The following is a 13468-nucleotide window of genomic DNA, read 5'->3' on the forward strand; positions in this document are numbered from 1 at the left end:
TTTTGCACTCATTGTGCGGTTCCTCACGGGCCGCGCCAGACACCTGCACAGCAGGAGACCAGAAGAGGCGCGGGCCCAAACAAAAAGCCCCGGCGGGGAAGCCAGGGCTTTTGTCGATCCTGCCTGCAAGGGGAGCGGGCAGCGATCTGGGCCGAGGCTGAACGGTGTGACCACAGTTCAGCCGGGGCAAGAACCGTGTTCAGTCGAAATGGTTGAACATGAAACAGGACATAGCAAAAACTCCTTGCGGTGCGCTGCAGAAGGTCATTCGTTACTGCAGCGATAGGAAGATGAGCGCTGAATGTAGTGCCAAGACTGGCGGGAATCAAGCATTATACAAAATTCGTTGCAAAAATGCAACCCCTCAACAGCGGGCTTTGCACGACTTTTTGCTGGCTTTGGGCGCCATCTGCCGGCAAGTTGCCAATGATGCAAAACGCGCGCTGCAGGGCGTCGCGGTTGGCGGCATTTTTGCGTACCCCGCCGTCGGCGGCCCGCAGCAGCCAGCCAGCAAGCGCCAACCGCTGTTATTTCAATAGCGCTTGCGGCCTGCCTTGCGGTGCTTGGCGTGCTCGGCCTTCCTGGCCTGGTGCTCGGCTTCCGTGGCCTCTCCTGCAGCACGCCACTGCTCGAATTCTGGCGGCGTCTCCAGCGTGATGCGGCCCAGCATCTGCGTGCGGAAATCGGTGATCAGCAGCTCTGCCGCCTTTTGCAGGTTCACCCGGCCACCGCTCATCACAGCGCCGCGCTTCTTGCCAATCAGGGTCAGCAGTTCGTCGTCGTGCAGCGCGGCAATCTCCTCGTCGTCCAGACCGAGCTTGTAGCGTTCGTCCAGCTGGCGGGCATAGTGCTTTTGCAGGTACAGCAGCAATTCCAGGGCAACCAGCTCGTCGTCATACGCATTGCGGCCCACCGAGCCGCAGGCGGCCAGGTTGTAGCCGGTCTGCGGCACGATGATCTTGGGCCACAGCATGCCGGGCGTGTCCCACAGGTAGAAATCGTCGTCCAGCACGATGCGCTGCTCGTCCTTGGTCACGCCGGCCTCATCGCCTGCCTTGGCCTGGCTTTTGCCGCTCATGCTGTTGATCAGGGTGGATTTGCCCACGTTGGGCACGCCGCAGATCAGCACCCGCATCGGCTTGGCCATGCCGCCGCGCCCGGGGGCCAGCTTGCGGCAGGCTTCCACCAGGCGCTTGGCGGGCGCGGGCTCGCTGGCATCGAGCGGCAGGGCCTTGGTTTCGTGCTGCGCGTCGTACCAGTCCACCCACAGCGCCGTGCGCGCGGCGTCGGCCATGTCCTGCTTGTTGATGATCTTGAGCGTGGGCTTGTGGCCGGTCAGCTCGGTAAGCGCCGGGTTGGCGCTTGATCCCGGCATGCGCGCATCAAGCACCTCGATCACCACATCGATGTCTTTGATGCGTTCGGCAATCAGCTTGCGCGTCAGGTGCATGTGCCCCGGGAACCATTGGATACTCATAATCTTGCTTTCTGCAGGCTGCCAGGGCCCGGTGCGCCTGCGGACGACGCAGGTGCCGGATAATGCAGCCATGTCTTCTTTATCTCAACGCCAGTGGGATGCGCAGCGAAAATCCGATCAGGATCTGCTCATCAAAGGCATTATTCTGGTCATGATCGGGCTGGTGATTGTTGTGTCGCCCTCTGTCAGCCAAGGCGCTATTGTGCAGGGAGTTTTCGCCAAGGCCGCTGCGGTGGGTTGGTTTTCCCTGGTATTGGGGGCGGCCTTTGTGGTGCGCTTTGGCCTGCGCCGCAAGGCCGTGCCGCCACGCCCCACGGAATGACAGCCCCTTCGGGCGCCACTGCCCTGCCCACCCTGCAGCCGCTCACCAGCCTGCGTGCCGCGCGGGACTGCTTTGACACGCTGCTGGCGGCAGCCACGGCGCGCGGCATCAGCCTGCGCACGCCGCCCGACGCCCCCACCACCTGCTGCGGCCGTGGTTGCAATGGCTGCGTGTGGGAAGGTTTTTTTGCCGCCGCCATGTATTGGCAGGAATGCGCGCTGCAGGCCCTGGCCGACACCGAAGCGCACCCCACCTCGCCCGGCGCCCCATCGGGCATTCAATCCTGCGCCTGATCAATTCGCCTGCGCGGCCTCTGCGGCAGGCATTTCGGGCTCCTGCCGTGCCAATGCCTGGTGAATCTGCGCGGCATCGGCCTGCAGCTGCCGCGCCAGGATGCGCGATGCCGCAAGGCGCCGCATCAGCCAGGGCAGCAGGTCGCGGTCTTCCGGGTCGGGCACAGGCTCTGGTGCGGGCGGTTTGGGCAAAGCGGCGTCTCCGGGCTGCGGCGTTGCAGCCACGGGCGCCAGCAGGTGCGCGTCGACGTCGGCCACCGTCTCCTGCAGTTGCTGCACGGCAAACGACGACGGCGTCTGCCCCCGGCGCATCATCAGCATGATCTTGACCGAGGTCATCTGCCCCAGCAACTGGTAGCAGTGGGCCTGCAATTGCTCCAGCGCCTGCAGCGGCGGCTGCACGGCGCGCGGCTCCTTGAGCGAACGGTCCACCGCCTGCACCAGCGCCGAGAGGCTGTCATAGGCTTCGCGCCGGGCGAGGCGCCAGGCGAGCTCGGGGGCGTTGTCCACGGCCTGCAACTGCTCCACCGAGAGCGATGTGCGCACATGCGCGGCCTGGGCCTTGAGCACTCGCTGCACCAGCGCAGGCACTTGCGAGCGCTCCCACGACGGCAGCACATAGGCAAACGCCCAGGCGATGCCGGTGCCGATGATGGTGTCGACCACGCGCTCGAACATGTGGAAGCTCGTGCTGCCCTCGGCATTGAGCATGTGCGCCTGCACGAGGCCCAGCACGGTGGCACCCATGGCGGTGAACAGGTAGCGCCGCAGGGCAAAGCCGTGCGATATGCCCTGCGCGAGCGTGAGGCACAGAATCAGCGCCAGCGGCGGCAGATGTGCCGACAGGATGGCCAGCGCCGCCACGCAGCCCAGCAAGGTGCCCAGCACGCGGATGGTGCGCCGCTCCAGCGTCTGCGCCAGGCTGCCGCGCAGCACCACCACGATGGTCAGCAGCACCCAGTAGGCGTGCGCCTTCCAGGGCAGAAGCTGCACCACCACATAGCCCAGCGCAATCGCCAGCGCAGCGCGAATGGCGTGGCGCAGCGGGGGCGCGTCCCAGCTCATCAGTCCCTTGAAGGGCGACCACGACCAGGCGGTGGGGCTGACGAACATCTGCCAGCTGGCGCGCACCACGGCCAGATCGGGCTCGGCCTCGTCGCGGCCCAGCTGGATCAGGCGGTTCACCTCGCCATGGATGCGCACGATGCGCTCGCTCAGCTCCTGCGATAGCGCCTGCGGCGGCAGGGCTGCGGGGTCGTACTGGTCGGGCAGCGCCTCTTCCAGGCGTTGACGCGGTGTGCAGGCCGCCTTCATGGGCAGCAACAAGGTGTTCAGGTTGGCCATGGGCTGCGGCTTGCGTGCCCACAGCAGGCTGTCTGCCAGGTGCACCAGCTCCAGCGCCAGCGCACGCAGCATGGCCTGCTGGGCCAGCAGCATGGGCGCCTGCTCGGGCACCTTGCGCAGGTGTTCCAGATCGAGCTCGCAGGCGAGCAGATGGTCGCGGATGTCGAGCATCTGCATCAGCATGCCCGCCAGTCGCTGGCGGCGCGGGGTGCGCGGGCTCTCCAGCACGATGTCGCGTGCCGCCTGCAGCTGGTCGGCAAAGGCGGCGTGCCGCGCCAGCAGGTTTCCCATGTGCGCCGCCTGCGGGCTCTGGCGCGAAAAGCTGCCGAAATTGCGGTCGGCCAGGTTGTCGCCATAGGCCTCGCCGTCCACCGTTTCGTCGTCCAGCCCGACATGGCGCGCGGCGTCGGGCAGCACCATGCGTGCCTGCTCCAGCATCAGCGCGGCCAGCGACAGCACCGTATCGGCGATGAACTGCACGCGGTAGCGCAGGTTGAGGATAGCGTTGGCCGCCACGGCATACACCAGGTAGACGGCAGCACCGATGACGAAGAACAGGGTCGATTGCGTTGCCACTTCCAGCACATGGCCGGGCTGCGGCGTGATCGACATGGCCAGCACCATCGCCAGCACGACGGCAATGGCCACCGGCCCGCCCCGCTTGCCCCAGGCCATCCACAAAAAGCCGAAGAAGGTGGAGAACACGGCCAGAAAACCCAGCAGCACCGGGTGCTGGTGCAAAAGCTGCACCAGCCAGAACAGCGGCGCCCCCAGCAGTGGCGCTGGCAACATGCGCCAGAATTTGCCGCGCTTGGGCGCCGGCATGTCCACCACGATGGTGACGATCACCCCCACCGAGGCCGCCGCCGCATGCTGCACGCCCCAGACCAGGTGCACCAGCGTGGTGACGAGGAACAGGCCCAGCGCCACCTCCAGCCCATTGAGCACATAGTGATTGAGCAGGCTGCGCTTGAAGGTGCGCCAGCTGCGGTCGGGAGAGAAATGCGCCATGGCTGAACGATACGGGATGGATGGAGTTCTTGTTGTCAGACAAATGATAGCGCCGCGATTGTGCGCGCCGTCAGCTATCAAAAAAGAAGCAGGCTGCCGCTTGCAACTTCTTGCAATCCACTGCCCTGCGCTGCAGCCTGGGTGCAACAAAAAAGCCCGCGCAGGCGGGCTTGGGTATGGATGGCTTTACCAGCGGTGTCAAACGACCAGGTGTTCGGGCGACATATAGCACTGGCGCCATTCTTCAAACGGCACGGTGTCGGCCGCTTCCAGCGATTTCTGGGCGCTCACGGAATCGGTGGCCAACGCCTGGTAGCGGGCGGTCAGTGCCTCGCTCCAGGGCTGGGCCAGCGTGGCGGCGCGGGCCGCTTGCGACTGTGCGGCGCCAAAGGCCTTGAACTGGCCCTGGAACTGCCCGGTCACCGCTGCCAGCACCTGGGCCGATGGCGTCTGTTCGGGATTGGCCAGCAACTGGTGCGCTGCAGCCAGCGCCTGCGAATAGTCCTGCACGCCGTGGGCAGCATCCAGCGCCGCCGCAATGGGCGCGCAGGCCTGCAGCACCTCTGCGGCCCACTCGGTCAGCAGCACCGGCTGGCCGTTGCGCTGCAGTTGCAGGCCCGGTTCGCGGCCGCGTTCGGCAGTCAGGTGCTGGTTGTGCTTCATCTCGGCGATTTCGGCAGGCGAATCGGGCGGGCTGTCCGACAGCAGGCAGTGCAGCAGGAACACGTCCAGCAGGCGCATGGTCTGCGCCGAGATGCCCATGCTCTCGAATGGATTGATGTCCATCAAGCGCACTTCGACATATTCGACACCGCGCTCCCGCAGTGCATGCAGGGGGCGCTCGCCGCGCTGCACGGTGCGCTTGGGGCGGATGGTGCCGTAGAACTCGTTTTCGATCTGCAGCAGGCTGGTGCCCAGTTGGTTGTATTCGCCGCCCAGGTTCTGGATGCCGATCTTCTCGTAGGCAGGATACGGCTGGGTGAGCGCGCCGTACAGCGAATCGGCGTAGCCCTTGAGGTGGTTGTAGCTGACGCTGATGGATGCCTGCGCATCGCTCTGGTAGCCCAGGCGCCCCATGCGCAGCGATGTGGCATGCGGCAGGTAGAGCGCGCCGCTGCCGTCGCCCAGTGGCTGCAGCTGGTGCTGCCGGCCTTCCACAAAGCACGGACAAAGCAGCGGAGACGCGCCAAACAGGTACAGCAGTACAAAGGCCTGGCGGCGGAAGTTGCGGATCAGCGCAAAGTACTCTTCGCTGCTGATGCCGGGCATGGACCAGTTGTAGTGGATGCCCGAGATGGTCTGCATGCGGCGGCCATAGCGGTGGCCCAGGCCCATGCGGTACACGCTTTTGCTGCGGCCGATGTTGGACGAGCCGTAGCTGCCCAGCGGAATGGTTTCGTCCGGCGGCAGCGAGCAAGGCATGCTCGAAATCCACAGGCGCTCGTCATTGGCCTGCAGCACCTGGTACACATACTGGTGTACCTGCGAGAGGTCGTCCAGGCACCCCTGCACGCTTTGGTGCACGCCGGTGATGATTTCGATCTGCGATTCGCTGAAGTCGGTCGTGATGCTGGGGTGCGTCAAGGCCGAGCCCAGGGCAGCGGGGTGCGGCGTCATCGCCAGCGCGCCGTCCTCGGTCACGCGCAGGCCTTCTTTTTCAATGCCTCGGCCGATGTGCAGCAGGCGCTCGCGGCCGACCGCGTCGATTCGTTGTTGGATATGGTTCATCTGCATTGTTGTGTGCCAAGCTGAGGCAGCACATTATCAGGTTGTGCCCGCCTTGGTTGCGCCATGCGCAGTCAGCCCGCGCCCGCCCCGGGATTTTGCCAGCCCGCCGCTGCGCAAGCGCTGCCGGCAGTGTAGGCGGCCGCAGCCCGTCGCCTTTTGCCGGCAAAAAAGAGAGCTGCCAGTGATTGCCAGCCCTTCGTTACAACCACAAAACCCATTGAAACCAAATATTGGCGAGCGCTACCAGCTATTGTTTTGTGCAACGCCCCCCTGTATGCCAGTGCAGGCGGCCTGCTCAATGCAGCTTTTGCAGGGCCTTGCGCATTTCCATGTCGGCCTGCACAAAGCCGTTGTCGGGCACGGCATCGCCCTGGCGGTCGAGCACCTGGGGCAACTGCTCGGCCAGACGCGTATCCATATCGGCCAGCGGCACGCAATCGGTGCTGATGTGGACGCCGCGCGTCATGGTGATGTGCGATGCCTCGAAGCTGCCTGCGCCTGCGCACAGGATGGTGCGGGTGGGCGCGCTCTCGTGCGCCAGCACCAGCATGGCAGGGCACACCAGCTCAGGGCGCAAGGCTCGCAGCACCTCGGGCGCCATCAGGCCCTCGGTCATGCGGGTGGCCGCCGTGGGCGCCAGTGCATTGACATGGATGTGGTACTTGGCGCCTTCAAGCGCCAGGGTCTGCATCAGGCCGACCAGGGCCATCTTGGCCGCGCCATAGTTGCTCTGCCCAAAGTTGCCGAACAGGCCCGATGACGAGGTGGTAAGCACGATGCGCCCGTACCCGGCCGCCTGCATGTGGGGCCACACCGCCTTGCAGCAGTGCACGCTGCCCATCAGGTGCACATCGAGCACCTGGCGAAAATCGTCCAGCTCCATCTTGGCAAAGCTTCTGTCGCGCAGGATGCCGGCGTTGTTGACCAGCACGTCGATCTGGCCCCAGCGCTCCATCACCTGGGCCACCATGGCTTCGACCGCTGCAAAATCGGTGACCGATGCATGGTTGGCCATGGCGGTGCCGCCTGCCGCCTCGATCTCCTGCACCACCTTTTCGGCCGCCGACGAGTTGCCGCGGCCATCGACCGCGCCGCCCGGATCATTGACCACCACCTTGGCGCCACGCCGCGCCAGGGCCAGCGCATGCTCGCGGCCCAAACCGCCGCCTGCGCCCGTCACAATCGCTACCCGTTCGCTGAAGTCCAATCCCATAGCTGCACCTTTTTGGCTGCGGAGTGCGCGCAGGCACCCCTGTATTGTTTGACTGCCTCCGCCCAAGCGCGAAAGCCGTGATGCAGAGGCACTGTAAGCCAGCCGCCCCACCATTTGCGCCGCTTGGGCGACAGGGCTGTACTCCCAGGAATCCGCTGCAACGCCGTCGCCAGTTGGGATGAACGCGGAACGGGATGAGCCGCAAGACGTCTTTTGAAGGCGAGCCGTAGCCATTGCCGAGGAAGACAACGCAGCGGATCGCCCGAGACCGCGTTCAGACCACGGCAGGGTGTTTTGCAGAAGATCCCTAGGGTTATCCCGAAATTTACTGAACAACCATGTGGATAAGTGGCCGATCCCGGCCAATTCAACCGCTAAGCCCATGTTTTTATTACGCACGTGTTACATTGCCCGCAATTTCAGCAAAACCGGGTCCACCAATGGTTTTGCTCATTTGCATATACCAGGCAAGCGCGAGGCGCTATGCTTTTTTCAGTTGATTTGTTACCAGCACCGGCGTCTGCCCGTGCATTGATTTCCCATGCCGATCACTCCAGAGCTTTACAACGCCCAAATTGATAACGAAGACATCCAGGTCGACGCCTGGGCCGACACGCCATTGCTGCAATCGCTGGAAGAAGGTGGCGTGGACTGGCCCAGCAGCTGCCGCAACGGCACCTGCCGCACCTGCGTGGGCCGCCTCAAATCAGGCAGCGTGCACTACGAAATTGAATGGCCGGGCCTGAGCCCCGAGGACAAGGAGGCAGGCTGTATCCTGCCTTGCGTCGCCTACCCCGACGGCAATGTGGTGCTGCTGCGCGGCGAATATTGATTCAAATTTGATTCAAATCAAGCGATCCATCCCGGTGCGGACCGAGGCCCTCCCATGCCCTCAAGTATGGGAACCTCCCCGCAGGCGCCATGCGCCTGGTCTAAAATTGGGGTTTGTACTGCCTGCCGGGTGCCACCAGCGCCTGCCAGGTCACGCAACGGCAACCCGCCACCTATGTTCTTTAAAGGCAATCCATGAGCAGCCCCTTGTCCCCTGCACCGATCTCCCCGGTGGAGGAAATCGTTGCCGAAATGCGCGCTGGGCGCATGGTCATCCTGGTCGATGAAGAAGACCGCGAGAACGAAGGCGATCTGGTGCTGGCGTCCGACCATGTCACGCCCGAAGCCATCAATTTCATGGCCAAGTGGGGCCGTGGCCTGATCTGCCTGACCCTGACCCGCGAGCGCTGCGAGCGCCTGGAGCTGCGCCAGATGACGGCGCGCAACGGTGCCCCGCTCTCCACCGCCTTTACCGTCTCCATCGAAGCTGCCGAAGGCGTCACCACCGGCATCTCGGCCGCCGACCGCGCCCGCACCGTGCAGGCCGCCGTGGCACCCCATGCCAAGGCCAGCGATCTGGTGCAGCCCGGCCACATCTTTCCGCTGCAAGCCGTTGATGGTGGCGTGCTGATGCGCGCCGGCCACACCGAAGCGGGCTGCGACCTGGCCCGCATGGCTGGCTGCTCGCCTTCTGCCGTCATCTGCGAGGTGATGAAGGACGATGGCACCATGGCCCGCCTGCCCGACCTGCAGCTGTTCTGCGCCGAGCACGGCATCAAGATCGGCACCATTGCCGACCTGATCGAATACCGCAGCCGCAACGAAACCCTGGTCGAGCGCGTCAGCAGCCGCAGCCTGCAGACCGCGCACGGCGAATTCACCGCTCACCTGTATGAAGACCGCGCCAGCCACGCCGTGCACATCGCCCTCGTCAAGGGCGAAGTAAAGGCCGAGATCGACGTGCCCGTGCGCGTGCACGAACCCCTGTCGGTGATGGACCTGCTGGAGACCAACCGCTCCATGCACAGCTGGACGCTGGACGCCAGCCTCGCCTACCTGGGTGGGCAGGACAGCGGCGTGGCCGTACTGCTCAACTGCAATGAAAGCGCCAGCCAGCTGGTGCAGCAGTTCGACGGCAAGGCCCGCGCTGCCCAGGCGCCCGAGCGTGGCCGCATGGACCTGCGCACCTACGGCATTGGCGCGCAGATCCTGCGTGACTGCGGCGTACAGAAAATGCGCCTGATGGGCGCCCCCCGCCGCCTGCCCAGCATGGCAGGCTACGGACTCGAAATCACCGGATATATCAGCAAGGAATAAGCCATGTTTGGAGCAGAAAAAGGCAAGGCCATCAACCTCGACGGCAGCAAGCTGTCCATCGGCATCGTGCAGGCGCGCTTCAATGAAAGCATCACCAACAGCCTCGCAGACGCCTGCCTCCAGGAGCTGGCAGCCATGGGGGTGCAGGCAGACAACATCCGCCACGTCCTCGTGCCCGGCGCGCTCGAAGTGCCCGTCGCCCTGCAGGCCATGGCCGAATCGGAAGATTTCGATGCACTGATCGCCCTGGGCTGCATCATCCGAGGCGAAACCTACCACTTTGAACTGGTGGCCAACGAGTCGGGTGCCGGTGTCACGCGCATTGCGCTGGATTTCCAGATTCCGATCGCCAACGCCATCATCACCACCGAAAACGAAGCGCAAGCCATCGCACGCCAGACGGAAAAAGGGCGCGATGCCGCCATCGTCGCCGTCGAAATGGCCAACCTGCTGGAAACACTATGAACAACCACGACCAGAGCGAATCCTCTCCCGACAAGCGCCCGCCACGCCAATCCCGCAAGGGCCTGACCTCGACCGGCGCGCGCAAGGCAGCCTCCAAGTCCACCCGCAGCCGCTCGCGCGAGTTTGCGCTGCAGGCGCTCTACCAGCACCTGGTCAGCGGCAACAGCGCCAGCAGCATCGACAGCTTCACGCGCGACCTCGCAGGCTTTCACAAGGCCGACGCCGCGCATTACGACGCCCTGCTGCACGGCTGCATCGAGAACGCCGAAGCGCTCAACACCCAGATCGTGCCGCACCTCGACCGCCCGATGGCCGAGATCTCGCCCATCGAGCACGCCTGCATGTGGATCGGTGTGTACGAGTTCCAGCACTGCCTGGATGTGCCATGGCGCGTGGTCATCAACGAAAGCATTGAACTGGCCAAGGAATTTGGCGGCACCGACGGCTACAAATATGTGAACGCCGTGCTCAATGCCCTGGCGCCCGCCCTGCGCGCTGCCGAAGTGGCAGCCGACCGCAACACGGCGGCCTGATCCCCAGACAACCGATGCCCGCACTGCCTGCCGGCATCGGTTCTGTCTTTTGCGCTTGTCCGTCATGCAGTTATACTTTTGATAGCGCATTGCGTATCAACAGCAAGCGCCAGCACCTGTTTCACCCTTGATTGCAGAGACCATGAAGATTGCCAACCGTGCCGACCGCATTGAACCGTTCTATGTGATGGAAGTGGCCAAGGCCGCCCAGGCACTGGCGGCCAAGGTGGCGGGCACGGCCGATCCCATGATCTTCCTGAACATTGGCGAGCCCGATTTCACCGCGCCACCTCTGGTGCAGAAAGCCGCCAGCCAGGCCATCGAAAGCGGCCTGACGCAGTACACGCCTGCGCTGGGCATTGCACCGCTTCGCGAGGCGCTGTCGGCCTGGTATGCGCAGCGCTTTGGCGTCGATATTCCGGCCCGCCGCATCGTGATCACGGCAGGCGCATCGGCCGCGCTGCAACTGGTGTGCCTGGCGCTCATCAATGCGGGCGACGAGATTCTGATGCCCGACCCGAGCTACCCCTGCAATCGCCACTTTGTGAGCGCCGCGGAAGGCAATGCCGTTCTGCTGCCCACCACGGCCGCAGAGCGTTTTCAGCTGAGCGCCGACAAGGTGAGCACCACCTGGGGCGACCGGACACGTGGCGTATTGCTGGCATCGCCCAGCAACCCCACCGGCAGCTCCATTGCTCCCGCCGAGCTGCGCAAGATTCACGATGTGGTCAAGGCACGGAATGGTTTCACCATCATCGACGAAATCTACCTGGGCCTGTCGCATGACGACACCTACGGCCAGACGGCACTCGCCCTGGGCGAGGACATCATCTCGATCAACAGCTTCAGCAAGTACTTCAACATGACCGGCTGGCGCCTGGGCTGGGCCGTTGTGCCCGAGGCGCTCGTGCCCGCCATCGAGCGCCTGGCGCAGAACCTCTTCATCTGCGCCAGCACCATCAGCCAACATGCGGCGCTTGCCTGCTTTGCCCCCGAGAGCATTGCCGAGTACGAACGCCGCCGCGCCGAATTCAAGGCGCGCCGCGACTACTTCATCCCCGCGCTCGAAGCGCTCGGCATGCCCGTGCCGGTGGCGCCCGATGGCGCTTTCTACGCCTGGGCCGACTGCACGCAGGCAGCGCAGAAGCTGGGCATCGCACCCGGCAAGGATTGCAGCTGGGACTTTGCCTACGCCGTGATGGAGCGCGCCCACCTGGCCATCACGCCGGGGCGCGATTTCGGCACGGTGGACACGGGCCGCTTTGTGCGCTTTTCCACCGCCAACTCGATGGAGCAGCTGCAGGAAGCCATCGCCCGCCTGCGCAAGCTGCTGGCCTGAGGCGCACTGCAATGACCTCCAGCGCCCTGCCCTTCACACACAGCCTCCGGATCTACTGGGAAGACACCGATGCTGGCGGCATCGTGTTCTATGCCAACTACCTCAAGTTCATGGAGCGCGGCCGCACCGAATGGCTGCGCTCGCTGGGCATCGAGCAGCAGCGCCTGCGCGACGAGGTGGGCGGCATGTTCGTGGTGAGCGAGGCCAATATCAAATATTTACAACCTGCGCGGCTGGATGATGAACTCGTCGTCACCGCGCAACTCCAATCCGCAGGCCGCGCGTCCATGACCATAGCGCAGCAGGTGCTCTTAAAACCGAAGCAACCAACGGATACACCTGTGCTGCTGTGTGAAGGCACAATCCGTATCGGCTGGGTCGATGCTGCCAGCATGCGGCCCGCAAGAATTCCTCCAACCCTGATTCAAACCATCTCATGAACCCCCAAGAAATGTCCATTGCCAGTCTGGTCTTGCACGCCAGCTGGGTAGTGCAACTCGTGATGCTGATCCTCGTCGGCGCCTCGGTCGCCTGCTGGGCCACCATCTTGCGCAAGGTGGGGATGCTCAAATCGATCAAGAACAAGAATGAAGCCTTCGAGACCGATTTCTGGTCTGGATCGAGTCTGAACGAGCTCTACCAGAACGCCATCCACAACGTCAAAACCTGCGGCCCCATGGAACGCATTTTTGCCAGCGGCATGCGCGAATACCAGAAGCTGCGCGAGCGCCACATCACCAACCCCGACACCCTGCTGGACGGCACCCGCCGCGCCATGCGCGCCAGCTTCCAGCGCGAGATGGACGAGATCGAATCGGGCCTGTCGCTGCTGGGCACCATCGGCTCGGTCTCGCCCTACGTCGGCCTGTTCGGCACCGTATGGGGCGTGATGCACGCCTTCACCGGCTTTGCCAACATGGAGCAGATCACGCTGGCCACCGTGGCCCCCGGCATTGCCGAAGCGCTGGTGGCCACCGCCATGGGTCTGTTCGCCGCCATTCCGGCCGTCACGGCCTACAACCGCTTCTCCAGCGGCATCGACCGCATCGCCAGCCAGCAGGAAACCTTCATCGAAGAGTTCTCCAACATCCTGCAGCGCAACCTGGGTGCCCAGCCGCTGCACGCTGCGCACTAACAAGATTCAAAGGAAACTGCCATGCCGGCCGTAGCCTCTCGCGGAAAACGCAACCGCCGCACCGTGAACGAAATCAACATGGTTCCGTTCATCGACGTGATGCTGGTGCTGCTCATCATCTTCATGGTGACGGCACCCATGCTCACGCCCGGCGCCATCAATGTGCCCAAGGCGGGCAAGAGCGTACGCCCGCCCACCAAGAACATCGCCCATGTGCTGCTCGAAAAGGACGGCACCATCCAACTCAAGACCGGCAAGGCCACCAAAGCCCTCACGGTGAAGGAGCTGGGCGACGCCGCCAAGGCCTGGCAGACCGAACAGCCCGATGACAGCGCCGTACTGCTGGTGGCCGACAAGGACCTGAGCTACCAGAAGGTGATGGACGCCATGGGTGCCCTGCAGCGGGCCAACGTGCAGCGCATTGCCCTGCAGGTTGCAGGCGGCGCCAGCAAGTAAGCAA

Annotated in this window: 15 protein-coding genes; 11 read left to right on the forward strand and 4 right to left on the reverse strand. The window is 64.2% G+C overall.

Going from position 1 to position 13468, the window contains the following annotated elements:
- The first annotated feature begins 218 nt into the window (after positions 1-218).
- Complete coding sequence (locus ACH2DG_RS02430; protein ID WP_395024136.1) at positions 219-539, forward strand: hypothetical protein; 321 nt, start codon at positions 219-221, stop codon at positions 537-539.
- Here the strand turns inward: ACH2DG_RS02430 and ylqF are convergent.
- Entirely contained in the window at positions 533-1477 is a 945-nt protein-coding gene (ylqF, locus tag ACH2DG_RS02435; RefSeq protein WP_395024137.1) for a ribosome biogenesis GTPase YlqF, read from the reverse strand. The two genes, ACH2DG_RS02430 and ylqF, sit on opposite strands and share 7 nt — an antisense overlap.
- A gap of 70 nt (positions 1478-1547) precedes the next feature.
- Here ylqF and ACH2DG_RS02440 point away from each other — a divergent pair, with 70 nt between their 5' ends.
- Together ACH2DG_RS02440 and ACH2DG_RS02445 are read left to right on the forward strand one after the other, a co-directional pair.
- Positions 1548-1799 carry a hypothetical protein gene (locus ACH2DG_RS02440; protein ID WP_395024138.1) on the forward strand — a complete coding sequence of 84 codons (252 nt, stop codon included), beginning with the start codon at positions 1548-1550 and terminating at the stop codon, positions 1797-1799.
- Positions 1796-2092: an oxidoreductase-like domain-containing protein gene (locus ACH2DG_RS02445; RefSeq protein WP_395024139.1), complete on the forward strand. Its 297-nt coding sequence runs from the start codon at positions 1796-1798 to the stop codon at positions 2090-2092. The genes ACH2DG_RS02440 and ACH2DG_RS02445 overlap by 4 nt, the downstream gene beginning before the upstream one ends.
- Here the strand turns inward: ACH2DG_RS02445 and ACH2DG_RS02450 are convergent, their stop codons facing one another.
- From ACH2DG_RS02450 to ACH2DG_RS02460, 3 genes are all read right to left on the reverse strand, one after another.
- Positions 2093-4447, reverse strand: coding sequence for an FUSC family protein (locus ACH2DG_RS02450; protein WP_395024140.1), 2355 nt, complete (start codon positions 4445-4447; stop codon positions 2093-2095).
- Between the two features lie 198 nt (positions 4448-4645).
- Complete coding sequence (gene gshA / locus ACH2DG_RS02455; RefSeq protein WP_395024141.1) at positions 4646-6175, reverse strand: glutamate--cysteine ligase; 1530 nt, start codon at positions 6173-6175, stop codon at positions 4646-4648.
- Between the two features lie 295 nt (positions 6176-6470).
- Positions 6471-7388, reverse strand: a complete 918-nt coding sequence (locus tag ACH2DG_RS02460; protein WP_395024142.1) for an SDR family NAD(P)-dependent oxidoreductase — start codon at positions 7386-7388, stop codon at positions 6471-6473.
- A gap of 541 nt (positions 7389-7929) precedes the next feature.
- Between ACH2DG_RS02460 and ACH2DG_RS02465 the strand changes: the two genes are divergently transcribed.
- From ACH2DG_RS02465 to ACH2DG_RS02500, 8 genes are all read left to right on the forward strand, one after another.
- On the forward strand, positions 7930-8220 hold the full coding sequence (locus tag ACH2DG_RS02465; protein WP_184707258.1) for a 2Fe-2S iron-sulfur cluster binding domain-containing protein: 291 nt from the start codon (positions 7930-7932) through the stop codon (positions 8218-8220).
- A 194-nt stretch (positions 8221-8414) separates the two neighbouring features.
- Positions 8415-9536 carry a bifunctional 3,4-dihydroxy-2-butanone-4-phosphate synthase/GTP cyclohydrolase II gene (gene ribBA, locus ACH2DG_RS02470; protein ID WP_395024143.1) on the forward strand — a complete coding sequence of 374 codons (1122 nt, stop codon included), beginning with the start codon at positions 8415-8417 and terminating at the stop codon, positions 9534-9536.
- Between the two features lie 3 nt (positions 9537-9539).
- Positions 9540-10001, forward strand: a complete 462-nt coding sequence (gene ribH, locus ACH2DG_RS02475) for a 6,7-dimethyl-8-ribityllumazine synthase (protein ID WP_395024144.1) — start codon at positions 9540-9542, stop codon at positions 9999-10001.
- The gene (nusB, locus tag ACH2DG_RS02480) at positions 9998-10534 is read left to right on the forward strand and encodes a transcription antitermination factor NusB (protein WP_224151890.1); all 537 of its coding nucleotides are present in this window, start codon (positions 9998-10000) and stop codon (positions 10532-10534) included. The genes ribH and nusB overlap by 4 nt, the downstream gene beginning before the upstream one ends.
- Before the next feature lie 142 nt (positions 10535-10676).
- Complete coding sequence (locus ACH2DG_RS02485; RefSeq protein WP_395024145.1) at positions 10677-11873, forward strand: pyridoxal phosphate-dependent aminotransferase; 1197 nt, start codon at positions 10677-10679, stop codon at positions 11871-11873.
- Positions 11874-11884: 11 nt separating this feature from the next.
- On the forward strand, positions 11885-12313 hold the full coding sequence (ybgC, locus tag ACH2DG_RS02490) for a tol-pal system-associated acyl-CoA thioesterase (RefSeq protein WP_395024146.1): 429 nt from the start codon (positions 11885-11887) through the stop codon (positions 12311-12313).
- Positions 12310-13008 (forward strand): protein TolQ, encoded by a 699-nt coding sequence (tolQ, locus tag ACH2DG_RS02495; protein ID WP_224151887.1) that lies wholly within the window; start codon positions 12310-12312, stop codon positions 13006-13008. The genes ybgC and tolQ overlap by 4 nt, the downstream gene beginning before the upstream one ends.
- A gap of 21 nt (positions 13009-13029) precedes the next feature.
- Positions 13030-13464 (forward strand): biopolymer transporter ExbD, encoded by a 435-nt coding sequence (locus ACH2DG_RS02500; RefSeq protein ID WP_395024147.1) that lies wholly within the window; start codon positions 13030-13032, stop codon positions 13462-13464.
- Positions 13465-13468 lie beyond the last annotated feature (4 nt).

The organism is Comamonas odontotermitis, assembly GCF_040396735.1.
GTDB classification, from domain to species: Bacteria; Pseudomonadota; Gammaproteobacteria; order Burkholderiales; family Burkholderiaceae_C; genus Comamonas; species Comamonas odontotermitis_C.